The sequence below is a fragment of the Mariniphaga sediminis genome, assembly GCF_003573545.1.
GTDB lineage: Bacteria > Bacteroidota > Bacteroidia > Bacteroidales > Prolixibacteraceae > Mariniphaga > Mariniphaga sediminis.
The window spans coordinates 295,093-320,502 of record NZ_QWET01000005.1 but is presented as its reverse complement, the minus strand read 5'-3'; the positions used below and the strand labels follow the sequence as shown (position 1 = coordinate 320,502).

20 protein-coding genes are annotated in these 25,410 nt (G+C 44.3%); 17 read left to right on the top strand and 3 right to left on the bottom strand.

The window, feature by feature from the left end:
- Positions 1–121: 121 nt before the first annotated feature.
- The 9 genes from sufB to D1164_RS08860 all read left to right on the top strand — a co-directional run bounded on the left by sufB (position 122) and on the right by D1164_RS08860 (position 8,719).
- Positions 122–1,567, top strand: coding sequence for a Fe-S cluster assembly protein SufB (gene sufB / locus D1164_RS08905; protein ID WP_119349660.1), 1,446 nt, complete (start codon positions 122–124; stop codon positions 1,565–1,567).
- An 85-nt stretch (positions 1,568–1,652) separates the two neighbouring features.
- Complete coding sequence (gene sufC / locus D1164_RS08900; protein ID WP_119349608.1) at positions 1,653–2,405, top strand: Fe-S cluster assembly ATPase SufC; 753 nt, start codon at positions 1,653–1,655, stop codon at positions 2,403–2,405.
- 1 nt (position 2,406) lies between these two features.
- The gene (sufD, locus tag D1164_RS08895; protein ID WP_119349607.1) at positions 2,407–3,774 is read left to right on the top strand and encodes a Fe-S cluster assembly protein SufD; all 1,368 of its coding nucleotides are present in this window, start codon (positions 2,407–2,409) and stop codon (positions 3,772–3,774) included.
- Between the two features lie 6 nt (positions 3,775–3,780).
- A complete protein-coding gene (locus D1164_RS08890) occupies positions 3,781–5,013 on the top strand; it encodes an aminotransferase class V-fold PLP-dependent enzyme (protein ID WP_119349606.1) in 1,233 nt (410 codons plus the stop codon).
- A 39-nt stretch (positions 5,014–5,052) separates the two neighbouring features.
- On the top strand, positions 5,053–6,015 hold the full coding sequence (locus tag D1164_RS08885) for a bile acid:sodium symporter family protein (protein ID WP_119349605.1): 963 nt from the start codon (positions 5,053–5,055) through the stop codon (positions 6,013–6,015).
- A gap of 62 nt (positions 6,016–6,077) precedes the next feature.
- On the top strand, positions 6,078–6,500 hold the full coding sequence (locus tag D1164_RS08880) for a SufE family protein (protein WP_119349604.1): 423 nt from the start codon (positions 6,078–6,080) through the stop codon (positions 6,498–6,500).
- A 13-nt stretch (positions 6,501–6,513) separates the two neighbouring features.
- Positions 6,514–6,819 (top strand): DUF59 domain-containing protein, encoded by a 306-nt coding sequence (locus tag D1164_RS08875; RefSeq protein WP_119349603.1) that lies wholly within the window; start codon positions 6,514–6,516, stop codon positions 6,817–6,819.
- 504 nt (positions 6,820–7,323) lie between these two features.
- The gene (gene queG, locus D1164_RS08865; protein ID WP_119349601.1) at positions 7,324–8,268 is read left to right on the top strand and encodes a tRNA epoxyqueuosine(34) reductase QueG; all 945 of its coding nucleotides are present in this window, start codon (positions 7,324–7,326) and stop codon (positions 8,266–8,268) included.
- Positions 8,261–8,719, top strand: coding sequence for a YdeI/OmpD-associated family protein (locus D1164_RS08860; protein WP_119349600.1), 459 nt, complete (start codon positions 8,261–8,263; stop codon positions 8,717–8,719). Before queG ends, D1164_RS08860 begins: the two co-directional genes overlap by 8 nt.
- A 51-nt stretch (positions 8,720–8,770) precedes the next feature.
- Here the strand turns inward: D1164_RS08860 and D1164_RS08855 are convergent, their stop codons facing one another.
- Positions 8,771–10,015: a PLP-dependent transferase gene (locus D1164_RS08855; RefSeq protein ID WP_119349599.1), complete on the bottom strand. Its 1,245-nt coding sequence runs from the start codon at positions 10,013–10,015 to the stop codon at positions 8,771–8,773.
- Positions 10,016–10,307: 292 nt separating this feature from the next.
- Between D1164_RS08855 and D1164_RS08845 the strand changes: the two genes are divergently transcribed.
- The gene (locus D1164_RS08845; protein ID WP_119349597.1) at positions 10,308–12,698 is read left to right on the top strand and encodes a penicillin-binding protein 1A; all 2,391 of its coding nucleotides are present in this window, start codon (positions 10,308–10,310) and stop codon (positions 12,696–12,698) included.
- A gap of 57 nt (positions 12,699–12,755) precedes the next feature.
- Here D1164_RS08845 and D1164_RS08840 read toward each other — a convergent pair whose 3' ends face one another.
- Together D1164_RS08840 and D1164_RS08835 are read right to left on the bottom strand one after the other, a co-directional pair.
- Positions 12,756–13,397: a response regulator gene (locus tag D1164_RS08840; protein WP_119349596.1), complete on the bottom strand. Its 642-nt coding sequence runs from the start codon at positions 13,395–13,397 to the stop codon at positions 12,756–12,758.
- Positions 13,394–14,344 carry a sensor histidine kinase gene (locus D1164_RS08835; RefSeq protein WP_119349595.1) on the bottom strand — a complete coding sequence of 317 codons (951 nt, stop codon included), beginning with the start codon at positions 14,342–14,344 and terminating at the stop codon, positions 13,394–13,396. The genes D1164_RS08840 and D1164_RS08835 overlap by 4 nt, the downstream gene beginning before the upstream one ends.
- An 88-nt stretch (positions 14,345–14,432) precedes the next feature.
- Here D1164_RS08835 and D1164_RS08830 point away from each other — a divergent pair, with 88 nt between their 5' ends.
- The 7 genes from D1164_RS08830 (at position 14,433) to D1164_RS08800 (ending at position 25,369) form a co-directional block, all read left to right on the top strand.
- Entirely contained in the window at positions 14,433–16,451 is a 2,019-nt protein-coding gene (locus D1164_RS08830; RefSeq protein ID WP_119349594.1) for an alpha amylase C-terminal domain-containing protein, read from the top strand.
- 1 nt (position 16,452) lies between these two features.
- Complete coding sequence (locus D1164_RS08825; RefSeq protein WP_119349593.1) at positions 16,453–17,472, top strand: GSCFA domain-containing protein; 1,020 nt, start codon at positions 16,453–16,455, stop codon at positions 17,470–17,472.
- A gap of 10 nt (positions 17,473–17,482) precedes the next feature.
- Entirely contained in the window at positions 17,483–19,426 is a 1,944-nt protein-coding gene (locus D1164_RS08820; RefSeq protein ID WP_119349592.1) for an amylo-alpha-1,6-glucosidase, read from the top strand.
- A 10-nt stretch (positions 19,427–19,436) separates the two neighbouring features.
- Positions 19,437–20,729: a glycosyltransferase family 4 protein gene (locus tag D1164_RS08815; protein WP_241558270.1), complete on the top strand. Its 1,293-nt coding sequence runs from the start codon at positions 19,437–19,439 to the stop codon at positions 20,727–20,729.
- Positions 20,730–20,750: 21 nt separating this feature from the next.
- The gene (locus D1164_RS08810) at positions 20,751–22,079 is read left to right on the top strand and encodes a glycoside hydrolase family 57 protein (protein WP_119349590.1); all 1,329 of its coding nucleotides are present in this window, start codon (positions 20,751–20,753) and stop codon (positions 22,077–22,079) included.
- Between the two features lie 128 nt (positions 22,080–22,207).
- Complete coding sequence (gene glgP, locus D1164_RS08805) at positions 22,208–24,784, top strand: alpha-glucan family phosphorylase (RefSeq protein WP_119349589.1); 2,577 nt, start codon at positions 22,208–22,210, stop codon at positions 24,782–24,784.
- Between the two features lie 12 nt (positions 24,785–24,796).
- On the top strand, positions 24,797–25,369 hold the full coding sequence (locus D1164_RS08800; RefSeq protein WP_119349588.1) for a helix-turn-helix domain-containing protein: 573 nt from the start codon (positions 24,797–24,799) through the stop codon (positions 25,367–25,369).
- Positions 25,370–25,410: the final 41 nt, after the last annotated feature.

The window sequence follows — 25,410 nt, the reverse complement described above, 5'->3', positions numbered from 1 at the left end:
AGACAAAGCAGTATTTAATTAATCTTTCAAAAAAACAAATTTACCTATACTTTTATATCTTTGCAATTTATTGAGTAAACAGTCTGGGCAAACGATTGTTGTTAATGGAAAAGAGAAAAAAATGACAGATCAGGATAAAATATTAGCGGAAGTAACGCAAAGCGATTATAAATACGGGTTTTTCACTGACATTGAGACCGAAATCATTGAGAAAGGTTTGAATGAAGATGTTATCCGTACAATTTGGGAGAAAAAAAACGAGCCTGATTTCATGCTGGATTTCAGGCTTGACGCATACCGGAAGTGGCAAAAGATGAAAATGCCCAACTGGGCTTATCTGAAAGTTCCCCCTTTTGATTTTCAGAGTATCAGCTACTATGCAGCGCCAAAGAAAAAACCAAAATACCAAAGCCTCGACGAGGTAGATCCGGAATTACTGGAAACTTTCAAAAAATTAGGTATTCCTTTGGATGAGCAGAAACACCTGGCAGGAGTTGCTGTAGATGCTGTAATCGACAGTGTTTCAGTAAAAACCACCTTTAAGGAAGTACTTGCCGAAAAAGGAATTATTTTCTGCTCCTTCAGTGAGGCGCTCCAGGAACACCCCGAATTGGTGCGAAAATACATCGGACAGTCAGTACCGGTGGCCGACAACTTTTTTGCGGCACTTAATTCGGCCGTTTTTAGCGACGGATCATTTTGCTACATTCCCAAGGGCGTTCGTTGCCCCATGGAATTGTCCACCTATTTCAGAATAAATGCGGCAAACACAGGGCAGTTTGAACGTACGTTGATTGTTGCTGACGACGACAGTTATGTGAGTTATCTCGAAGGTTGTACAGCTCCCATGCGCGACGAAAACCAACTTCATGCAGCCGTAGTCGAAATCATTGCCCTTGACCGGGCAGAGGTGAAATATTCCACGGTACAAAACTGGTATCCCGGCGATAAAAACGGGAAAGGCGGGGTTTATAACTTTGTAACCAAACGGGGAATTTGCCGCGGGGAATCATCGAAAATTAGCTGGACACAGGTAGAAACAGGATCGGCAATTACCTGGAAATACCCCAGTTGCATTTTACTTGGCGACAACTCAATCGGAGAATTTAACTCGGTGGCAGTTACCAACAACCATCAGCAGGCCGACACCGGTTCAAAAATGATTCACATTGGAAAAAATACCAAAAGTACGATTGTTTCCAAAGGGATTTCGGCAGGAAAAAGTGACAACTCCTACCGCGGACTGGTAAAAGTTATGCCCGGTGCCTCCAACTCCCGGAATTTTTCGCAATGCGACTCCCTGCTGCTAAACGATACCTGCGGGGCGCATACCTTCCCGTACATTGAAGTTGGCAACAAATCGTCCATTGTGGAGCATGAGGCCACCACTTCAAAAATTGGGGAAGACCAGATTTTTTATTGCAACCAGCGTGGTATCGATACCGAGAAGGCCATCGGGATGATTGTAAACGGCTATGCCAAAGAAGTGCTGAACAAGCTTCCCATGGAATTTGCAGTGGAGGCACAAAAACTGTTGCAAATCAGCCTCGAAGGCAGTGTAGGATAAAAATCACGGAGTGACATCTCAAAAAAACATTGTTAAATACGAGTAAAAGTGTTTGCACTTACTACTCAAAATCTTTTTACTAAAAATGCTGTCAATTAAAAATTTATATGTTTCCATAGAAGGAAAAGAGATTCTGAAAGGAATCAACCTGGAAATTAAGCCGGGTGAGATCCATGCAATTATGGGTCCGAACGGGTCAGGAAAAAGCACGCTGGCGAATGTGCTGGCAGGGAAAGAGGAGTATGAAGTTACGGAGGGAGAAATTACATTTATGGGAGAAGACCTCCTGGAAATGGCGCCGGAAGAACGCGCCCTGAAAGGAGTTTTTATGAGCTTTCAGTATCCGGTGGAGATACCCGGTGTACCCATGGTCAACTTCCTGAAAACGGCGGTGAACGAACTGCGTAAATACCGCGGAGAAGAAGAACTGACTGCAGGTGAATTCCTTAAACTAATGCGCGAGAAAAAAGAGCTGGTGGAACTTGATACCCAGTTAACCAACCGTTCTGTAAATGAAGGGTTCTCCGGAGGGGAAAAGAAGAAAAATGAAATTTTCCAGATGGCCTTGCTCGAACCCAAGCTGTCTATTTTGGATGAAACAGACTCCGGCCTTGACATCGACGCGCTTAAAAGGGTCGCCCACGGAGTGAATGCTTTACGGAACCCGGAAAATGCTACGATTGTAGTAACCCATTACCAGCGACTTCTGGAATATATTGTTCCCGACTTTGTGCATGTACTGTACCAAGGGAAAATAGTTAAATCGTCAGGCAAAGAGCTGGCATTTGAACTGGAAGAAAAAGGGTACGACTGGATTAAACAAGAAAACGGATTATGACATGAGTGTAGTTGCAGAAAAAGCAGATTTATCGTTAAAATATACGGCACATTATAATGAGGTAAAAGAAGGGTTGCTGGAGGATTCTGCCGATATTCTGAATGCTCCGAGAAATCAAGCTTTCAGAGATTTTGTATCGCAAGGTATCCCCACACGGAAATTTGAGAACTACAAATATACCAACCTGCAGCCGGCATTCATCCCGGAATACTCATTTATGCACCGGCGGGAACCGGTTGAAGTCGACTTGAATAATGCTTTCCGTTGCGATGTTCCCCAGCTGGATACTCACCTGGCCTACATTTTTAACGGATGGTTTTACGATAGAGGCAGCCAGGTTGGGAACCTGCCTGAAGGGGTTATTCTGGAAAGTATTGAAAAGATTGCTCATGAAAAACCGGAACTCCTCGCGAAATATGCCACCCTGGCAAAAACCGGCGACGACCCGCTCGTAGCCCTGAATACCGCCTTTGCCAAAGACGGCTATTTCCTTTACGTTCCCAAAAATACTGTACTTGAAAAACCGATTCAGCTCATAAACTTTTTGCAGGCTGAAAAGGATGCTTTTGTTACTCAACGGAATTTCATTTACGTTGAAGAGGGTGCAAACGTCCAGGTAATTTCATGTGACCACACATTGAATTTAAACACCTACCTGAACAATTCAGTTACCGAGATATTTGTGGGGCCTAATGCCTCTTTCGAGTTTTACACTCTGCAAAACCAACACAACAGTACCACCAACCTAAATTCGGTTTTTATTAGCCAGAGCAGGGATTCAAAGGCCACTACCCATTATGCAACTCTCCACGGGGGATTAATTCGCAATAATCTGAAATATATCCTCGATGGTGAAAATGCCGAAGCCAACCTGTTTGGCATGGCATTTATCGATCGCAAACAGCATGTCGACAATTTTACACAGGTAGTTCATGCAAAGCCACATTGCCAAAGCAACCAGTTTTATAAAAATGTACTGGACGACGAGGCGACCGGCGCTTTTGCGGGACGTATCCATGTGGTGCGTGACGCACAAAAAACCAACGCTTTTCAGCGCAACAACAACCTGTTGCTCACAGACAAGGCCACAATGCAAACCAAGCCTCAGTTAATTATTGATGCTGATGATGTAAAATGCAGTCACGGCGCAACGGTAGGACAGATTGACGAAGAGGCCTTGTTTTACCTGCGTGCACGGGGAATTGAAGAAAGCAAGGCCAGGCTCATGATGATGAATGCGTTTGCTTACGAAGTAGTTCAGCGAATAAATATCGAACCGTTACGCAACCGGATCAACGAACTGGTAGATAAAAGGCTAAAGGGTGAAGTAGCCCGCTGCCATGATTGTGCCTATAATTGTGACTGTTAACATATTATGAATTACGACATTCATAAAATACGAAGCTATTTCCCGGTACTCAAACAAAAAGTGTACAATAAACCGGTTATCTATTTCGACAACGCCGCATCGGCTCAAAAGCCCGTTCAGGTTTTGATGCAGCAGGAACGGCTTCACAATGATTTTTACGGCAATATTCACCGGGCCTCACATTACATGGCTGACAAAGCCACTGAAGAATTTGAAGGTGTGCGTGACAAGGTACAGCAATTTATTCATGCGGAAAACCGGGAAGAAATTATTTTTACAAAAGGTACTACCGAAAGTGTTAACCTGGTGGCGACATCTTTTGGGGAGCAGTTTCTCTCACCCGGTAGTGAAATCATTGTTTCCGAAATGGAACACCATTCCAACATTGTTCCCTGGCAAATTATTGCGCTAAATAAAGGGGCCAAAGTGGTGAAACTCCCTTTTTCTGACTCAGGCGAATTACAAACAGGCCTGTTGCCGGAACTCATCAATTCGAAAACAAAACTTATTGCCGTCGCCCATGTTTCCAATGTGCTTGGAACGATTAATCCGGTGGCGCAGATTATTGAGACAGCTCACCAGAGAGATATTCCCGTTTTTGTGGATGGGGCACAGGCCATACAACATATTCCGGTGGATGTACAGGCACTGGATGCCGACTTTTACGCCTTTTCAGCGCACAAAATGTATGGCCCCAACGGGGTAGGCGTTCTTTACGGAAAGAAAAAATGGCTGGAGCAAATGCCACCCTATCAGGGAGGGGGTGAAATGATTTCTGAAGTTTCTTTTGAGAAAACCACATTTAGTGAAATCCCCTTTAAATTTGAAGCCGGAACTCCCAATATTACAGGAGTTATTGCCTTCGGAGCTGCCATCGATCTATTGCAGGAAACCGGACTTGAAAATATTGCCGGGTGGGAACAGGAACTGTTGACTTATGCCACCCGGAAATTAAAGGAGATACCGGGAATGCAGATTTACGGGGAAGCGCCGCATAAATCTGGTGTTATCTCATTCAATATAGAAGGAATACATGCCTTCGACTTGGGAACGATGATAGATAAAATGGGCGTTGCTTTGCGCACAGGTCATCACTGTGCCGACCCTGTAATGCAACGATACAATATTCAGGGGACCGTACGTATTTCATTTGGCATGTACAATACCATTGAAGAAATAGACCTGTTTATAAAAGCGCTGAATAAGGTAAGGCTTATGTTCGGGCAGGTGGCAACTTAGCTGTCAAAGCAATCAAAAGTCGACAATACAATAATACAAATGAAAAAGTACCGGCCTGACTGGTTCATTTCCGGTTTATTCCTTATGCTGGCCGCCGCCTGGGCAAAGCCAGGTATTGCAATGGATTGGGATCCGGTTAACCTTGGGTTAATTATTGACATCGGCATTGTACTTATTTTTTTCTTTTACGGATTAAAGCTTGATCCTGCCGCGCTGAAAGCAGGAATGCGAAACTGGCAAATGCATACCGCCATTCACCTGACCACATTTCTGGTATTTCCCTTGCTTATTTTACCGTTTTATCCCTTAGTCCGCGGAACCGACCTAGAAATTTTCTGGATGGGCCTGTTTTTTTTGGCCGCCCTTCCGTCTACTGTCTCTTCTTCGGTTGTTATGGTGTCCGTTGCCGGAGGCAATATCCCCGGCGCTATTTTCAATGCCAGTATGTCGGGAATTATCGGCATTGTGATGACTCCGTTCTGGATGGGATTGTTCCTTACAAACCAGAATTCCGGATTCAATTTTTCGCATGTTTTGCTTCAACTCATTGTACAAATCATTTTGCCGGTAGTTGCGGGGCTCTTCCTGCGCCGTTTTGTTGTGCGCTGGACGGTTCGTCACCTCATACAACTGGCCACATTCGATAAAATTATTATCCTGCTCATCGTTTATCAATCGTTCAGTCACTCGTTCAGGACAAATGTTTTTTCAGAGGTAAACTGGCTGGTATTGAGCGGTCTCTTTTTAGTTTCAATCTTACTCTTTTTTGTTATTATGGGGGTTACCCGGTTCCTGGCACAACGAATGCACTTTTCCCTTCCGGACCGCATTACGCTTCAGTTTGTAGGGTCCCAAAAATCACTGATGCATGCCTCGGTTTTTGCAGGCATACTGTTTGGAGGAATTGGCGGTGCCGGAGTGTGGCTGCTCCCGGTAATGATCTACCACAGCTTTCAACTTTTTTTTACCAGTCTGATAGCCCGGAGGCAGCAAAATACATAACAGAAATTTGCTGACGTACAAAAAATTCCGACATTTGTATCCTTTAATTCTGATTCAAAACCATGACAATAGAAGAAATACAAAAAGAGATAATTGAAGAGTTTTCAGTTTACGATGACTGGATGGACAAATATGCCTATTTGATTGAACTGGGCAACCAACTGGGACCATTGGATCCAAAGGACAAAACCGACCAGAATCTCATTAAAGGTTGCCAGTCGCGGGTATGGTTTGTAACGGAGATAAAAGACGGGAAAATCCATTTCAGGGGAGAAAGCGATGCCGTTATAGTAAAGGGACTGGTTGCCCTACTGTTGCGGGTTGTTTCCGGACGGACACCGGAAGAAATTATGAAGAATGACCTGCATTTTATCGACGATCTCGGGCTGAAACAACACCTCTCACCTACCCGCTCAAACGGACTGCTTGCCATGGTGAAACAAATCAGGCTGTACGCTGTTGCTTATAACAGGATTGAAAGTTAAGGAGGAGCAAAAGATGGATAAAAGGATAGATCAGATAATAGCAAACCTGAAAGAAGTTTACGATCCGGAAATTCCGGTGAATATTTACGACCTGGGATTGATCTACAACATTGATGTTGATGAAAATAATAATGCCAACGTTGTAATGACCCTCACAGCCCCGGGATGCCCGGTGGTTGATGTTTTGATTGACGATGTAACCCAGGCAGCACGCGCTGTGGAAGGCGTTGAAAACGTTAATGTGGATCTCACATTCGATCCGCCGTGGGACAAATCAATGATGAGTGAAGAAGCCCGCCTGGAGTTAGGGTTCTTCTAAAAAATCTTATGGCTGAAAAGTCAGTGAATCAGCATAAAATTACCAGGAGCCAGGCAAGCTTCAATACAGTATTTTAACGGGGATTAAATTCCTACAGCCAAATAAAAACAACCACACCACGAACTGTTTAAACCCGATGAGCAGTTGCAAATCTTCTACTACACTCATCGTTTGAGTCAACATTTTTCTTTCGGCTCTTTCTTGTTCCAACCAAAAATATTCTCGCGTGCGTTTATTTTCTGTCATTGAGAGGATCAGAAAATAAGAGCCTGTTCGTACCATCCTGATGTTTCAAAGTATCCTCCAACAGAGAAAAGTACTTTTCCGGTTTGAAAGCCGAAAAAAATTTGTTTATTATTATCGAAGTAATACGAAAAAGATTAATGGGTAACGTTTCATCTCTGATAAAAATAATGGCTTACTTTGGTCGGAACCAAAGGGAACTGTGTGGAGCAAAAATGTATACCGGGATGCTCTGAAGGAAACGCCCAACATTTAGGAAAAATGTCCAAATCGAAAGAGATATCACAACGCATAAAGGAACAAGCGGTATTGCTGGGTTTTCTGGAATGCGCCATCGTACCTGCCGGATTTCTTGTAGAAGAAAAAAGCCGGTTTCAGGAATGGCTTGACGCGGGCATGCACGGTGAAATGGGCTACATGGATCGTAACAAGGAAAAACGGCTTGATCCCCGATTACTCATCGAAAATGCAAAGACCGTAATCGTCGTGCTTCAGAATTATTTCCCTGAAAAAACGCAGGAATCTACTGAGGCGCCGGTACTTTCTAAATATGCTTACGGAACCGACTACCATTTTGTAATGAAAGACAAGCTGAAAAAATTACTTCACTTTATCCAGGAAGAAATTCAGCCATGTAACGGACGTCCGTTTGTTGATTCGGCACCGGTACTGGAGCGGGCCTGGGCACGCCAAGCCGGATTGGGATGGGTGGGAAAAAACAGCAACCTGATTTCGGTTCGCCATGGCAGTTATTTTTTTATTGGCGAACTCATTCTTGATACCGAACTACCCTTTGACACCCCCAGACCTGTTGCCGACCATTGCGGCACATGCACCCGCTGTATTGATGCCTGTCCCACCAAAGCCATTGTAGCCAACCAAGTGGTGGATGCCCGGAAATGTATTTCATACCAAACCATTGAAATAAAAGGCGATTTGGATGAAAACCTGAAAGGACAGTTTGAAAACAGGGTGTTTGGCTGCGACATTTGCCAGGATGTGTGCCCCTGGAACCTGAAAGCACACCCTCACGAAGAACCGGCCTTTACCCCCAACCCAAAATTATTGAAACTCACGCACGAGGATTGGCATAATATGGACAGGCCGTTATTCAACGAACTGTTTAAAAATTCAGCCGTAAAACGCGCCGGGTTTAAAGGACTAAAACGAAACCTTCAATTTCTCCGCCCCGAACAAAATGAATAAAAAGTTTGAATACAAAACCATTCTTATTCATGGGCCGCAGCGGGGCGTATTTGCAGAGTTCCCGTTTGAAAGCGCCAAAAAATTTGGCACACGCAAAGCCATTCCGGTGAAAGCTACTTTCGATGGAAAAATGTACCGGATGAATTTACTTCCACACGGAAACGGAACACACTGGTTGCACCTGAAGCAGGAAATCCGTGAGGCCATTGGCAAAACTGAAGGCGACCTTGTCCACATTATAATTGAAAAGGATGAAGTGCTCCCGGAAGTTAGTATTCCGGAATATTTGCAGTGGTTGCTTGAAGACGATCCTCCAATGAAAAAAGCATTCTATAATCTTACATACCGAAACAAAAAAATCTGGATTGAATTTATTGAAGAGCCAAAATCTGATGACACAAAAGTTCAACGAATAAACCAGCTATTTAACCACCTTCGGGAAAAACAATAAGAGCTTAATCTGAATTCAGATTTGAGAGACGACAAACAGCCGCCAGATAAATCAGGCAAGGGCCTGCTCCATATCGGCAATCAAATCTTCTACATTTTCAATCCCCACCGACAAGCGAATCATCGTATCACGAATATTTGCTTTTGCCCTTTCTTCTTCCGAAAACTCAGCATAAATGGTAGAATACGGATGAATGATCAGCGTTTTATTATCATTGAGGTTAGTAGCCCGGCGAATAACGTTTAACTTGTTCATAAATTCAAAACAGGCTTCTTTTGATTCGAGATCGAAACTCATAATGGTACCGGGCACTCCGCAAAAGTACTTTTTCGCAAGAGGGTAATCCGAATCCGATTTCAACCCGGGGTAACCTACCGCCTTTACCTTGGCATGTGACTGCATAAAAGCGCCCAGTGCCAGGCAATTTTGATAACATTTTTCGACCCGGAGTTCCAGGATGTCCAGCCCCTGAATCATAAACTTTGCGGTTTGCGGCGCCATGCTTCCACCTGTATTCCGGTAAATATTTTTGCGCAGCCGGGCAATAAATGCATTCTGCCCATACTTTTCAATATACTTCGAAAAATTGGGATTTAGTGACCAGTCATAATTTCCATGATCGATAATAACCCCGCCAAATGAAGTGGCCCCACCCGAAAAATATTTTGTAGCGGAAACCACCTCAACATTCACCCCGAATTTTGAAGCCCTGAAAACATTGGGCGGTGTGAGGGTACTGTCAGCAATAAGCAACAGGCCGTGCTTTTGGGCTACCTCCGCAAGCATCTCAATGTCGGCAATTTCCAATTGCGGGTTGGTTACTGTTTCAAAATAAATGGCCCTTGTATTTTCATCCACCAGCATTTCAATTTCCTCTTTCTTTTTTAGGTCAGAGAACCGGGCTTCCAAACCGAATTCGCCCAGGGTTTGCGACAAAAGCGCATACGTGTGGCCAAACAATTGATGTCCCGAAATAATATTGTCGCCCGCTTTTGTGACGGACAGCAACACATCTGCAATGGCAGCCATTCCAGAGCTAACGGCCAGCACACCTTGGCTTTCGGTCAGTGCTTTTAATTTCAATTCAAAATACTCTACCGTTGGACTCGAAGAACGCGAATACACATGGGCTGCATACTCGCCCCTGAAGTTGGCTTCCATTTGCTCTGCCGATTCAAAATCAAAAGCTACAGTCTCATACAAAGGCATTTGGAGACTGTTATGAGGATCATTTTTCGCATAAGGAACGTTTAATGCCAGCGTGGTAAATCCTGTTTTTTTCAAAGCATTCATCATAAAAAGGTTTATTCTTTCAAAAGAACGGATTTCTCGCCAAAAAGATTAAAGAAATACCCGAATCAGTGATTTTTTTAAACTTCACCCATTTTAGAACAAGATTTTTTTTAACCTTTATAACTGAATTATAACAGATCAACCGGAGGAACAAAAAGCTTTCCGGTACTTTTACTCCGAAGCCATAAAAGAAAATACTACAGAAAATGAATTGAAAAATAGAAAATAGCAGGGAAAAATAATTTATCCCCTCTCTTTCGTTTATAAAATATATTTTTGCAATAAACAATATTGAATGTCAAATCGTACCGTAAAAAAGAAAAGCACACCAAAAAGGAAACCGGGCAAAAAAAAGAAACAGCCGCGAAGCACACGCAGGCGCATTTTTATTCTTTTGCTACAGTTTTTTTTAGCCGGACTTATCCTGTTCTCACTCTTTTTTATGGCTGTTTACTTCGGATTTACCGGGCATGTTCCTACCACCGCCCAGCTTTATGAAATAAAAAACCCACAGGCCTCCGAGGTATTTTCGGAAGACGGCAAATTGCTGGGCCGCTATTACATCGAAAACCGCAGCAACGTCAGGTTCAACGAGATTTCCCCCAACGTCATCCATGCTTTAATTGCAACGGAGGATGCCCGGTTTTACGAACACCGGGGCATTGACGAAATTGCGCTGCTGCGCGTATTGGTAAAAACCATTTTGTTAGGGGATCGAAGTGCCGGGGGCGGAAGTACGCTTAGTCAGCAGATTGCCAAAAATCTTTTCCCGCGAAATGATGTAGGCATCCTTTCCCTGCCGGTGAACAAACTACGGGAAGCCATTATCGCTTACCGGCTGGAGCGGATCTATACAAAAGAAGAAATTCTGACACTCTATTTGAATACCGTTCCTTTCGGAGAGAATATTTTTGGAATTGAAGTGGCATCAGAACGGTATTTCGGCAAAAAACCCGGGGATCTTTCTGTTGATCAGGCAGCCGTGCTGGTAGGAATGTTAAAAGCCAACAATGCTTACAACCCACGCCTTTACCCCGAACGGTCAACGGAGCGACGTAACATTGTTATTTCATTGATGGTAACCAACGGCTACCTGACAGAGCAAGAAGGCCAAACGTTGAAAGAAAAACCACTGGGACTCCGGTACACAAAAATTTCGTTTAACGAAGGGCCCGCGCCCTACTTCCTGGAAATGCTGAAACCGGAGTTGCTGGAATGGTGCGCCAATAACACAAAAGAAAACGGGGATCCCTGGAATCTTTATACCGACGGGCTGCGTATCGAAACAACCCTCAATGCCGACTTTCAGTCTTATGCCACCCAAGCGGTTTCGGAACATTTAAAAAACCTACAGGGAGTTTTTGACAGGCACTGGGAAAATGCCGATCCGTGGAGGAAAGACAACAACATATTGCTGCGGGCCATAAAACGCACCGACCGCTACAAAAACATGCATGCCGCCGGAATTTCGCAGGAAGAAATAGAAGAGGCTTTCAACAAAAAAATAACAGCCCAACTGTTTACCTGGAACGGACTCGAACAGGTGGAAACCACTCCACTCGATTCGGTAAAACATTACCTTCGCTTTTTGAATTCCGGTTTTTTGGCGTTGGATCCTGCCACCGGCGATTTAAAAGCCTGGGTGGGTGGTATCGACTTTCGCTTTTATAAATACGACCATGTACTTTCACAGCGACAGGTAGGTTCTACTTTCAAACCGTTTGTTTACCTCTCGGCATTGGAAAACGGACTGAGCCCTTACGACTATTATCCGGCAGAACAAAAGATTTACGAAAAATACGATAACTGGTCGCCCTCCAATTCAGATTACAACCACGAAGGATTTTATTCCATGGAAGGGGCCCTCTCCCAGTCAGTCAACACGGTTGCTGTGGATGTTTTAATGCAAACGGGAATCGAAAATGTCATTCCGACGGTAAGGGAACTGGGACTGAAAACCGATCTTCCCAAAGTTCCTTCACTCGCCCTGGGGGTGGCGTCTATAAGTCTGAAAGATCTTCTTTTTTCCTATGCCACTTTAATAAACAGTGGTACCCGGGTAGAACCCTTTTACCTGAATTCCATTTCCACCGGCGAAGGCGAATTACTTGAAGAGTTTGAACGGCCAAACTCCCGGCCAACTAATTTAAACCCAGTAAACTGCCGTATCATAAGGCATATGATGGAGACAGCCATAAATGAAGGAACCGGGACCAAAATCCGCACGGTTTATAAAATCCCCGGTGACTTTGCCGGAAAAACGGGTACCACTCAAAATCAATCCGATGGCTGGTTTGTGGGCCTTACCCCCAGGCTTGTAACAGGATGTTGGGTAGGGGCCGAGGATCCCGGCATCCATTTTCGTACCATTACCTATGGTCAGGGTTCATTTATGGCCTTGCCCGTTGTGGGTAAGTTTTTCCATAAGCTTTACAACGACCCACGATACAAGGAAATGCGACGGGCGCAATTCCCTGAATTAGACCAACAATTACTGGCCGATTTGGATATTGCCCCTTACAAGCGAATGCTGGAAATGGAAAGGAAAGAGAACTTTATTGATCGCTTGTTTACCGGAAAAACCAAAGAAGAAAAGCTGCGGGAAATTCAAAAGCCGGAAGAGGCTGAAGAGAAAAAAGGCTTGTGGAAGTCAATTAAAGGGATCTTCAAAAAGAAAAAAAGGTAAAAACCCAACGTGCAGAAGCCATAAACTCCGCTCCTGCTTTTTGAACTCCCAACATGCTCAAATACTGAAATAACCGTGCTTTATGGCAAAAATAACCAGGTTGGCTGTATTTTTCGACTGCGTCTTTTGCAGTAAATTTTCGCGATGTTTATCAACAGTACGTTTGCTGATTGAAAGGATATCGGCAATTTCGGCATTCGATAATCCTTTGCAGATGTGATAAAGAATTTCAATCTCCCGCTCCGTCAAATCGTCAAAAGGTTCCCCCTGTGTTTTCCGGTTAAGCCGCAAAAGAATGGATTGCATAATCTCCGTTGAAAAATAATTCTTCCCTTCCCAAACGTCGAGAATGGCTTTCCTTACTTCGGAAAAGTTGGAATTCTTCAATAAAAAGCCGTATGCTCCGGCATCAATCATACTTGAATAATAGTTTTCATCCGAATACATTGACAGGGCAATTATTTTAATATCCGGCCACATTTTCAGGGCCTGTTTGGCAGCATCTATTCCGTTCATCAAAGGCATTTCAATATCGAGCAAAACAATATCCACGGGCTGCTGTTTCAGGGTCGAAATAAACTGCTCCCCGTTTTCGGCCTCATATATTTCATCAATAAAATCGAGATTTGACAACAAAAAGTGCAGCCCTTCCCTAAACAGGGAATGATCGTCCACAAGACATATTTTTAATTTCCTCATCTTAACGGAATATGAATCGTTACAACTACTCCATCTTCCGGTTTTGTATGGATATAAAGCCAACCATTGAGTGACTTAATCCGCGAACGAATATTCTCCAGCCCCATTCCACTAGTACCTTTCTCTGTCTGCTTTTTCTGATCAAAACCACAACCATCATCCCTGTATTCCACGCGGAGTAAATTCCTTTCCTCGCTCATCTTAAGCTTCACACACTGCGGTTTGGCATGTTTCAGACTGTTGTTCATCAATTCGGAAATTACCCGGTAAAGACTGATTTCCAAATCATAGTAATAACGTTTCTCCCCAATGTCCGATTCCATTTCAAAACGAATGAAACTATTTTCAAACAACCGGCCTGCAAATGTTTCCAGAGCCTTCGTTAATCCGTAGTTTTTCAGCAGGTGCGGACTGAGGTTATTGGATATTTCTTTAAGCGTGGCAATCACCTCATCGGTTGCTGTACATGAACGTTCAATAATTTTTTTGTTGGTCTGATCCAGTTTCGTCAAATCCACCGCGCTAACTGTCATCTTAATGGACGATAAAAGGGGACCAAGCCCGTCGTGAAGGTCGCGGGCAAAAACCTGCCGTGCTTTTTCTTCAGCCTGAATAACAGCCGAAAGTGTTTGCATCTCTCCTTCTTTTCTGATTTGCTCAACCCGATCCTGCCAATTAAAAATCTGGCGAATAAATATTAACCCAAAAAAAAGCAACAATGAAATAAAAACCCCAATCCAACTGTTGACATCTTCTTTCGACACCAGCTGCGTTTCCCAAAACAAGGTTGAAAACTCAAATAACCGTCGGGCAGCCATTAAAACAAATCCGGAAGAAATCAGAATCCATGAAACATTATAGCGTGTCCGGCGAATGAGACTTACCGCAATAATGGCAGCCCCCAACTGGATCAGCATGGAAAGCAGCAAGGCAACTTTTAGCAGCATCTTATGGTTTTTGAACAAAACTACAATTTTTTCCTGCGAAATCCATTGAACTTTCCTCCCTGTTTCTCTATCTTTATGAAAAAAGAATATGGTAAAAAAAACACCGAAACTGATTCAGGACGATATATGGCTTCAGCCCTATTCCAACGTAATTTTAAACAGGATAGAAGCAGCTCTTAAAAAGGAAAAGGAACTGGCCGGAAGCAGCTCTCTTTACGAATTTGCCAGCGGACACCTTTATTTCGGATTACATAAAACTGCCGGAGGATGGGTAATGCGCGAGTGGGCGCCCCATGCTACGTTTATTTACCTCACAGGCACATTCAATAACTGGGAAGAACAAAAAAAGTATGCTTTTGAACCTGTCGGAAACGGAGTTTGGGAACTCCATCTGGATGAAAACGAGTTGCATCACGGCGATCTTTACGCGCTTTCCATGCACTGGGCGCTGGACTACGGAAAACGTATTCCCGCCTGGGCTAACTATGTTGTGCAGGATCCGGAAACCCATATTTTTAATGCACAGGTTTGGCGCCCCGAAAAAATTTATACGTGGAAAAACAACGAGTTCAACGGTATAACAGAACCTCCCCTTATTTACGAAGCACACATTGGCATGGCCGGCGAAGAGGAACAAGTACACACCTACGATGAGTTTAGAAAAAACATGCTGCCCCGCATCAAGGCCAATGGGTATAACACCGTGCAACTGATGGCCATTCCGGAACATCCCTACTACGGGAGTTTCGGGTATCATGTTTCCAGCTTTTTCGCTCCCTCGTCGCGGTTTGGAACGCCCGACGATTTGAAGCGCCTTATTGATGATGCACATGGTATGGGACTGGCAGTTATTATGGATATTGTGCATTCCCATGCGGTGAAGAACGAAGTGGAAGGCCTTGGAAAATATGATGGCACCCGTTACCAGTTTTTTCATGAAGGAGGAAAAGGCGAACACCCGGCATGGGACTCCTACTGCTTCAATTATGGAAAAAATGAAGTACTGCATTTCCTGCTATCCAACATTAAATTTTGGCTCGAAGAGTACCGGTTCGACGGATTCCGGTTCGACGGTGTAACCAGCATGCTCTATTTCGATCACGGACTGGAAAAAGCATTTACCAGTTACAACGATTATTTTAACGAAAACGTGGATGGGGAAGCCACCACTTTCCTGACGCTGGCCAACAAGCTGATGAAACAGGTTAAGGTTCACTCGATATCCATTGCCGAAGACATGAGCGGGATGCCGGGATTGGCTGTTCCGCTGGAACATGGCGGAATTGGGTTCGACTACCGCATGGCCATGGGTGTTCCGGATTACTGGATTAAACTCATAAAAGAAAAAGATGATAACGACTGGGAAGTGGGAGACATTTTTCATCAGCTTACATCCAAACGGCTTGATGAAAAGGTGGTGAGTTACGCTGAGTCGCATGACCAGGCGCTGGTTGGCGACAAAACCATCATTTTCCGGCTTATCGATAAAGAGATGTACTTCAGCATGCGGAAAGACCAACCCAATCTAATTGTAGATCGTGGCATTGCCCTGCATAAAATGATCAGACTGATAACTGCCACCACGGCCGGTGGGGCTTACCTCAATTTTATGGGGAATGAATTCGGTCATCCCGAATGGATCGATTTCCCCCGCGAAGGAAATGGATGGTCATATAAATATTGCCGGCGGATTTGGAGTATTTCTGAAAACTCCGATCTGAAATACCACTGGCTGTATGATTTTGACAGAGAAATGATACAGATCATGCGGGAACACAAACTACTCACCATCCCGTCAGTCGATTTGGTGATGGGAAACAAACCCGACAAAGTACTTGCTTATCACCGGGGGCTGTTCCTGTTTGTTTTCAACTTTAATCCCACACAATCATTTACGGACTACGGTATTCCCCTGGGGCCCGGGAAATACCAGGTTGTTTTAAATACCGACTCCGGCCGGTTTGGCGGGCACGACCATGTGGATGAAGACATTCCATACTACACCTTGCCCAGCAGCGGATTAACCAGTCAGCATTTCCTGAAACTTTACCTTCCGGCCCGAACGGCCCTGGTTTTCAAAAAAATCGACTTTCCAAAAGTGAAATAAAATGGGTTCAACGTTTTTTACTAAAGTACAAATACCTTCATTTGAATGGAAAACAGATTACAAAACTCCCTGCCTTTTTACGGGTTCCTGCTTTACTGAAAACGTGGGAGGGAAAATGGCGGGACTGAAATACCCTGTGGACATTAACCCATTTGGCATTTTGTACAATCCGGTATCGGTAGCGAACGGGTTACGTTTTCTTTTGCAAAAAAAGAAGTTTACCGAAAATGATTTAATCCGGCATGACGGACTGTGGCACAGCTTTTTTCACCACAGCCGCTTTTCTTCACCCGATTCAGGGAGCGCACTCCAAACCATTAACAGCCGAATTGAATCATCGGCAGCCCTGCTAAGAAATGCAGGCTTCCTTTTTCTCACCTTTGGCACCGCATGGGTTTACGAATACAAACTTACCGGGCAAACAGTTTCAAACTGCCATAAAATTCCGGCAAAAGAATTCCGGCGTTTCCGGCTTACCCCAGGCGAAATCGTGGAAAAGTATCGTCAATTGCTTTCCGAAATCCGGGAAGTCAATCCCCGGGTGAAAGTAATCTTTACGGTAAGTCCTATCCGCCACTGGAAAGACGGCGCCATAGAAAACCAGCGAAGCAAGGCCACGCTTATTCTCGCCATCGACCAGTTGGTTCGCGATTTTGGAGATGAATTCTGTAACTACTTCCCGGCATACGAAATTGTGATGGATGAACTGCGCGACTACCGTTTTTATGAAGAAGACATGATTCACCTTTCCGGTTCGGGGATAAACCATATTTGGAATGTATTTCAAACCGCATTCATAGAAGAAGAGAGCCTAAAAATTTCAAAAGAAGTACAAAAAATAATGGCGGCAACAAGCCACCGGCCATTCAATAAATTTACAAAAGAGCACCTGCATTTCTTAAGACAAAGTTTACAAAAGACAGAGAGGCTTGAGGAAAAATTTCAGTATCTTACCCTGGCAGTTGAAAAACGGCACCTGCAAAAGCAGATCGCAGAGATAGAGAAACATATAAGAGATTAAAAATCATACAATGAGCTACCTCAAATTTGACAAGGAACATTTAATTAACCTGGAATACTCACTCCACAGGGAGATTTTAAGGTCAAACCGGGCAGGCTCTTACATCAGCACAACACTGAACGGCTGCAACACCCGGAAATATCACGGCTTGCTGGTATGCCCGATTGGCAATTTCGGTGGAGAAAAGCATGTACTGCTCTCGTCGCTCGATGTGTCAGTCGTTCAGGGAGAAGAAGAGTTCAAACTGGGTATTCATCGTTACCGGGGAGGAGTTTACGAACCCAAAGGGCACAAATACATTCAAAATATTGAGTTCAGGCATATTCCCAAAATTACATACAGCATCGGTAACGTTTACCTTACTATGGAAAGGGTGCTCAGTGAAAAGAAGGAACAGGTACTTATTCGTTACACACTTGAAAACTCGCCGACACCAACAACCCTTCGTTTTAAACCTTTTCTGGCATTCAGAAACATCCACAGTCTGAGTAAGGCAAACCTGTTCGTAAATACTAAATTCAAGGCGGCAACCAATGGCATCAGCACGCGGCTTTACGACGGTTACCCGGATCTTTTTATGCAATTCAGCAAAAAAAATGAATTTGTGCCGGTACCCGACTGGTATTATAACCTTGAATATTTAAAAGAACTAAACCGGGGATATGAATACCTGGAAGACTTGTTTGTTCCGGGTTATTTCGAATTGGTGATGAACCCGGGCGAAACCATAATATTTGCCGCAGGTACCGGGGAAGTATCTCCCCTGGCATTAAAACAACGATTTACCAAAGAACAAAACAAACGCATCCGGCATTTCACCTTTATGAGTTCCCTGAAAAATGCCTGCGGGCAATTCATCTTTCAGAAAAAAAGCGGAACGGATATTATTGCCGGCTTTCCCTGGTACGACAGCATTTCAAGACAGTCATTGATTGCATTGCCCGGTCTGGCTCTGGCAACCAACAAAAATACCTTGTTTTCAGAAGTACTGGGGACTTACAAGAAACACTTCCGTAACGGCCTCCTCCCGGATAATATTCACAGCACCAGCCCGGTATATCATTCTGCCGATGCGCCACTGTGGTTTATTTGGGCCGTACAGCAATATGCCGGCACACAGCGTTCTCCGCGGGGAGTCTGGCTGAATTACTACACCACGGTAAAAGAAATCCTTGAAGCTTACCGGAAATCAAATACCGGAGCAATACAAACTACCGAGGACAATTTAGTTTTTGCTGAAAAAGAAAATACTGCGCTCACCTGGATGAATTCTTACGTAGAAGGAAAGCCGGTTGTGCAGCGTGCGGGGTTAGCTGTGGAAATCAACGCCCTCTGGTACAATGCCATCGTATTTGCACTGGAAATGTCGCGGCTTTCGGGAGATAAAGCGTTTATTCAAAGATGGAAAAACATACCGCAACAAGTCGGAAATGCTTTTTTACGCACCTTCTGGAGCGAAGAAAGAGAATATCTTGCTGATGTTGTAAAAGACGGAGTGGCTGATTGGGCAGTCCGTCCTAATATGGTAATTGCTGCAGCACTAAAGCATTCACCCCTTTCAAAAGAACAAAAAAAACTGGTTTTAAGCGCCGCCAAACAGAAACTACTCATCCGGCGCGGATTGCGCACTTTGTCGCCCGACCACCTGCGTTACAAAGGGGTGGTTGAAGGAGACCCAGCCCAGCGGGAGGCTGCCATACACCAGGGAGCAGCCTGGCCCTGGCTGATACAATTTTTTGTGGAAGCCTACCTCGACATTCACGGAAGAGGAGGATTGCCTTTTGTCGGGCAACTACTTGATACGTTTGAAGAAACCATGACAGAGCATTGTGTGGGAACTCTCTCTGAAGTGTACAACGGAGACCCCCCGCACAAAGGGAAAGGAGCCCTTTCGCAGGCATGGAATGTAGCCGGGGTTTTTTATGCGTTGAACAGAATTCATAATTTCAAATAGAAAACAGACGATGATGAAAGTATTAATGTTTGGATGGGAATTTCCTCCCCACATATCAGGAGGGCTTGGCACCGCTTGTTACGGGTTGACCAGGGGTCTTGCCGGGTTAAAAGATGTGGAAGTACTTTTCGTCATTCCGAAAGCTTTTGGTGATGAAGATCAGTCCACTATCCGTCTCATTGGCGCCAATAAAATACCGGTGGCCTGTAAAGAAATCGTATTTGAGGGAAAAGAAAAAAAAATGGATTCCCTTGAAGTCCAATCGGAAATTATTCCTTACGTAAATGAAGAGGAATTCTGGAATTTAAAAAGCAAGCGTTACGCGGCTAAAACACAATTCGTAAAAACCGATGAAGGGATGAAAATCGATTTCAGCGGAACCTACGGCCCCAATCTCATGGAAGAGATAAAAAACTATGCCCTGGTAGCCGAAATCATTGCGAAAGAAAACAATTTTGATCTGATACATGCACACGACTGGCTGGCATATCCGGCAGGAATCGCAGCCAAAAACATTTCAGGAAAACCATTGGTTATTCATGTGCATGCCACCGATTTTGATCGTAGCGGAGGGAATGTGAACCCTACGGTTTACGCAGTGGAACGCGAAGGCATGGAAGCAGCCGATAAAATCATATCTGTCAGCAACTTTACCCGGAAAGCCATCATCGAAAAATATGGCATCCCGCCTCAAAAAATTACAACTGTTTACAATGCAGTAGAACCGGTCTCCGCTGATCAAAAACCGCTATTCAAAAAAGGGGTGAATGAAAAGGTGGTAACCTTTTTAGGAAGAATTACGATGCAGAAGGGGCCCGAATATTTTATCGAGTCGGCCTACCTCGTACTAAAAAAAATGGACAATGTACGTTTTGTCATGGCCGGGAGTGGCGACAAAATGAACGAAATGGTGAGCCGGGTTGCCCAGTTGGGGATGGCCGAAAAGTTTCATTTCACAGGGTTTCTGAAAAGCGGAGATGTGTATCATATGCTGCAAATGACCGACGTTTTTGTGATGCCTTCGGTTTCGGAACCTTTCGGGATTGTACCATTGGAGGCCATGCAGGCCGATGTGCCGGTTATTATTTCAAACCAGTCGGGAGTTTCAGAAATCCTTAACCACGCCATCAAAATTGATTTTTGGGATACCTACGCCATGGCCGACTCCATTTTCGGACTCCTGAATTACCCTGCCCTGGCCGGTTTCCTGAAAAAATCGGGAAAGAAAGAGGTAGGAGGACTAACCTGGCACCATTCCGCCAAACAGGTACTCGAAGTGTACCAGAATTTACTGAATATGTAACCATATCAAAAGCGAAAAAGAATGAAGTCGATATGTTTGTTTTTCCAGGTTCATCAACCGTTCCGGCACCGACGGTACCGGTTTTTCGACATTGGAAACGACCACTATTATTACGATGATTATGCCAACGAAACTATCCTGCGAAAAGTAGCTGAAAAAAGCTACCTGCCTACCAATAAACTGCTGCTGAAACTGATCAAAAAAATGAAAGGGCAATTTAAGGTAGCTTTCTCCATTACCGGCGTTGCGCTGGAACAGTTTGAACTGTATGCACCGGAAGTTATCAAATCATTTCAGGACCTGGCCCAAACAGGTTGTGTGGAATTTCTTTCGGAGACTTATTCCCACTCCCTTCCGTCGTTAAAAAACAAAGCTATTTTTGAACAGCAGGTGAAACTTCATGATCAGCTCATTTTTGAACTTTTCGGGCAACAACCTCAGGTTTTCAGAAACACGGAAATGATTTATTCCGACGAAATCGGGGCCCGGGTTTATCAAATGGGATACAAAGGAATACTCACCGAGGGAGCGCGGCATATCCTGGGATGGAAAAGCCCTAACTTTCTGTATGTAAATGCGCTCAACCCGCGCATGAAAGTACTCATGCGCAATTTCAAGCTGAGCGATGATATTTCGTTTCGTTTTTCCAACTCCAACTGGTCGGAATACCCGCTAACGGCAGAAAAATTTACCGGCTGGCTGAACAAACTCGACCCAAAAGAGGAAGTGGTAAACCTGTTTTTAAGTTATGAATCGCTGGGAGAACGCCAGCCCAGAGAGAGCGGTATTTTCGAGTTTATGGAACATTGGGTGCATAATGTGGTAAATAGCGACACATTAAAATTTGCTACCCCTTCGCATGTGCTGGAGGAGTTGCAGCCAATATCGGCAGTGAGTGTATTGCACCCCATTTCATGGGCTGATGAAGAACGGGACCTGACTGCCTGGCTGGGAAACGAGATGCAAAAAGAGGCCTTTGAAAAACTGTATAAACTGAGTTCACGAATGGAACGATGCAGCGATAGCGAGCTTAATAAGGATTGGAATTACCTTCAGGCGAGCGACCATTTTTACTACATGTCAACCAAATTTTTCTCCGATGGTGAGGTACACAGCTATTTCAACCCTTTTGATTCTCCTTACGAAGCATTTATCAATTTTATGAACGTGTTGAGTGATTTTAAAATACGACTTAATGCCATGGTCCCTCATGAAGAAGAGGATCAGGAACTGGCGGCATTACACAAAATCATTGACGAAAAGGATAAAAAAATAAAAAAAATGGAAGCAGAACTACAGAGGCTCCGAAAGTCAAAACTACAGCAGAAACCGGCAGCAAAAAGAAGATAGTCAGGGATTACTGCGCATGTTATTTCATGGCCGGATAATGAAATTAATATCTAATTTCCGGGCACTTATCAATAGAAAATGTATTTTTGCACACTATCTTTTTAGGCAGGAAAACACATTAGAAAAAAATGAAAACAGAAGGAAAAAAATATATCCATTGGCAGGAAAATGCACAACCGGTTTGGAAAAAAATAGTTGTTGAATCGCACCTCCCGGACAGCCTGGCTCCCTTACGCGAGTTATCGAAAAACCTTTGGTGGGTTTGGAACACCCCGGCAGAAAAACTGTTTGAATACATTGACAAGGAAATGTGGAACGAATGCGCCCACAATCCTGTTGTAATGCTCGACTTAGTAAGTTTTAAACGCTTCAGGGAATTGGAGAACGACTCCCGGTTTATGGCCGACATGAACCATGTTTACGGTCAGTTCATGCAATATCTGGAAGAAAGGAAAGATCCGGGCAATATGCAAATTGCTTATTTCAGCATGGAATACGGACTGCACGATTCCCTGAAAATATACTCTGGCGGATTGGGAATGCTGGCCGGCGACTACCTGAAAGAGGCCAGTGACATGAAAGTAAATCTTGTTGCCGTAGGCCTGCTTTACCGTTTCGGTTACTTCAAACAGGCATTGAACCTCCACGGGGAGCAGATGGCCAATTATGAATTTCAGGATTTCTCAAAAATACCGGTACAACCGGTACTCGACGAAAAAGGCGGATGGCTTAAAATTGAAGTGGACCTTCCCGGTCGCAGGCTGGCCGCCCGTATATGGCAGGTGAATATTGGGGCGATTAAACTTTATCTGCTTGATGCCGACCTCCCGGAGAACCAGGAACAGGATCGCCACATAACACATCACCTTTACGGGGGCGATAATGAAAACCGGCTGAAGCAGGAAATACTGCTGGGAATTGGCGGTATCCGTGCACTGGAAAAACTGGGGCATCATGCCGACCTGTATCATTGCAACGAAGGGCATGCTGCTTTTATTGGTATTGAGCGGCTCGCCGGCATCATGGAAAAACATGGTCTGAATTTTACAGAAGCCAAAGAAGTGGTTCGTTCATCGACCATCTTCACCACTCATACTCCTGTTCCGGCAGGCCACGATTCCTTTCACGACAACCAGTTCAAATATTACATGGAATCATTCCCGGGCAGGTTGGGACTCGATTGGGAAACCTTCAGCAAACTTGGTAAAGCCAAATCCCACGAGGATCATTTCAACATGAGTTACCTGGCATCCAACCTTTCACAGGGAATTAACGGTGTAAGTAAACTTCACGGTGCTGTAAGCAAGACCGTTTTAAAAGAGCTCTACCAGGGCTACCTGAAAGAAGAACTGGAAATTGGCTATGTGACCAACGGTGTTCATTATTCTTCATGGACAGCACAGGAATGGAAAAACATTCACAAAGAATACTTCGGAGAAGAGTTCCCCAAAAACCAGCTCGACTTTGACGTATGGAACCACATTTACCAGGCACCCGAAGAAAAGATATGGGAGCTACGGAAAACATTGAGGGCGAAACTAATCAATTATATCAAAGAACGCTTTTCCGATAGTTGGGTGAAACGGAATGAAAATCCGAAACTTATCACCGAAGTTAAAAACAAACTGGACCCCAATGCCCTGACCATCGGTTTTGCCCGCCGTTTTGCTACTTACAAAAGGGGTTACCTGTTATTCAGAGACCTCGACCGGCTATCGAAAATTGTAAACAATCCGGAACGGCCGGTACAATTCATTTTTGCAGGGAAGGCCCATCCGGCAGACAAGGCAGGACAAGACCTGATAAAATACATTGTTGAAATTTCGAGACGTCCGGAATTTGTCGGGAAAATCTTATTTATTCAGAATTATGACATCAACCTCGCCAAAATGTTGTTGCAGGGAGTGGATGTGTGGCTGAACACCCCAACCCGCCCCCTGGAAGCATCTGGTACCAGCGGAATGAAAGGTGTAATGAACGGCACCCTGCATTTTTCTGTACTCGACGGATGGTGGGTGGAAGGTTACCGCAAGGATGCTGGCTGGGCATTGCCGGCAGAACGCACCTACGATGTGCAGGATTTTCAGGATGAACTGGACGCCGAAACCATTTATAACATCCTGGAAGAAGAGATAGTAGAAACGTTCTACGACCGGAACAAAGAAGGGGTCTCAGCTGAATGGGTAGACATCATAAAAAATACCATCGCTCAGGTAGCGCCACACTTTACCACCGGCAGGATGATGCAGGATTACCATGAACGGTATTACCTCCCGCAGTTTGAACGGAGCCGAAACATGGTAAACGAAAATTTCAAATGGGCAAAAGAACTGGCGGCCTGGAAACTAAAAATAAGTTCCGTTTGGGATCAGATTGAATTGAAAAAAACCGAAGTGGCCGATGGGGCGCATAACGTCATGAAAATAGGCCAGGATTATCCTGTGCGGGTCGAAGTGGATTTGAAAGGATTATCGTGTGACGAAGTAGGACTTGAATTGGTAATTACGGAAAACGGAACCCGGGAAGAACCCCAAATAGTAGAAATACTTCATTTCGAAGCGGATGCGTGTGAAGGTTCTGTTTGTTGTTTCAAACTAAATTACCATCCTGTTCATCCCGGCTCGTTTAATTACGGATTCAGACTTTACCCCAAAAACGAAGGATTACCCCACAGACAGGATTTCAAATACATAAAGTGGTTGTAAAAATTTCAAAAAATGAGCAAAAACAAATTGGGGAAAAAAATCAGGGAGTTTCGTGAATTCAGGCAAATCTCCAGGGAGGATTTGGCCCTGAATGCCAATCTCGACAAAGATCAACTGGAAAAAATCGAAGAAAAAAACGTGATGCCTTCGTTGGGGCACCTCATAAAAATCTCGCGGGCGCTGGGGGTGCGAATAGGCACATTCCTGGACGATCAGGATCAGTTAGGTCCCGCCATTGTGAGAGCCGGGGAGGAAAAATCAAGCCTCAGCTTTTCCACCAAAGATGAAAGCACCCGTGAGCACCTTAACTTTTTTTCGCTGGCCCAGGACAAAGCCGGAAGGCACATGGAACCTTTTATCGTTGAAATTGAACCGTCGAAAGAATCAGATTACAAGCTTTCGTCACACGAAGGAGAAGAATTTATTTATGTTTTGGAAGGCAGTATTGAAATAAATTACGGAAAAGATCTTTACCGGATAGATAAGGGGGACACCATTTATCTGGACTCGGTGGTAGCCCACAATGTACATGCCGCAGACAACAAGCCGGCAAAAATACTGGCCGTTGTTTATACACCGATTTAAACCTGATTTTTTTCTATAACCAAAAACCAGAACGAAAATTT

Coding starts and splice junctions, on each gene's coding strand:
- D1164_RS08810 (WP_119349590.1), top strand. CDS start 20,751: ATGAAGTCGATATGTTTGTTTTTCCAGGTTCATCAACCGTTCCGGCAC.
- sufC (WP_119349608.1), top strand. CDS start 1,653: ATGCTGTCAATTAAAAATTTATATGTTTCCATAGAAGGAAAAGAGATT.
- D1164_RS08820 (WP_119349592.1), top strand. CDS start 17,483: ATGAGCTACCTCAAATTTGACAAGGAACATTTAATTAACCTGGAATAC.
- D1164_RS08855 (WP_119349599.1), bottom strand. CDS start 10,015: ATGATGAATGCTTTGAAAAAAACAGGATTTACCACGCTGGCATTAAAC.
- D1164_RS08890 (WP_119349606.1), top strand. CDS start 3,781: ATGAATTACGACATTCATAAAATACGAAGCTATTTCCCGGTACTCAAA.
- queG (WP_119349601.1), top strand. CDS start 7,324: ATGTCCAAATCGAAAGAGATATCACAACGCATAAAGGAACAAGCGGTA.
- D1164_RS08875 (WP_119349603.1), top strand. CDS start 6,514: ATGGATAAAAGGATAGATCAGATAATAGCAAACCTGAAAGAAGTTTAC.
- D1164_RS08845 (WP_119349597.1), top strand. CDS start 10,308: ATGTCAAATCGTACCGTAAAAAAGAAAAGCACACCAAAAAGGAAACCG.
- D1164_RS08815 (WP_241558270.1), top strand. CDS start 19,437: ATGATGAAAGTATTAATGTTTGGATGGGAATTTCCTCCCCACATATCA.
- sufB (WP_119349660.1), top strand. CDS start 122: ATGACAGATCAGGATAAAATATTAGCGGAAGTAACGCAAAGCGATTAT.
- D1164_RS08825 (WP_119349593.1), top strand. CDS start 16,453: ATGGGTTCAACGTTTTTTACTAAAGTACAAATACCTTCATTTGAATGG.
- D1164_RS08835 (WP_119349595.1), bottom strand. CDS start 14,344: ATGCTGCTAAAAGTTGCCTTGCTGCTTTCCATGCTGATCCAGTTGGGG.
- D1164_RS08860 (WP_119349600.1), top strand. CDS start 8,261: ATGAATAAAAAGTTTGAATACAAAACCATTCTTATTCATGGGCCGCAG.
- D1164_RS08840 (WP_119349596.1), bottom strand. CDS start 13,397: ATGAGGAAATTAAAAATATGTCTTGTGGACGATCATTCCCTGTTTAGG.
- D1164_RS08885 (WP_119349605.1), top strand. CDS start 5,053: ATGAAAAAGTACCGGCCTGACTGGTTCATTTCCGGTTTATTCCTTATG.
- D1164_RS08800 (WP_119349588.1), top strand. CDS start 24,797: ATGAGCAAAAACAAATTGGGGAAAAAAATCAGGGAGTTTCGTGAATTC.
- D1164_RS08880 (WP_119349604.1), top strand. CDS start 6,078: ATGACAATAGAAGAAATACAAAAAGAGATAATTGAAGAGTTTTCAGTT.
- D1164_RS08830 (WP_119349594.1), top strand. CDS start 14,433: ATGGTAAAAAAAACACCGAAACTGATTCAGGACGATATATGGCTTCAG.
- sufD (WP_119349607.1), top strand. CDS start 2,407: ATGAGTGTAGTTGCAGAAAAAGCAGATTTATCGTTAAAATATACGGCA.
- glgP (WP_119349589.1), top strand. CDS start 22,208: ATGAAAACAGAAGGAAAAAAATATATCCATTGGCAGGAAAATGCACAA.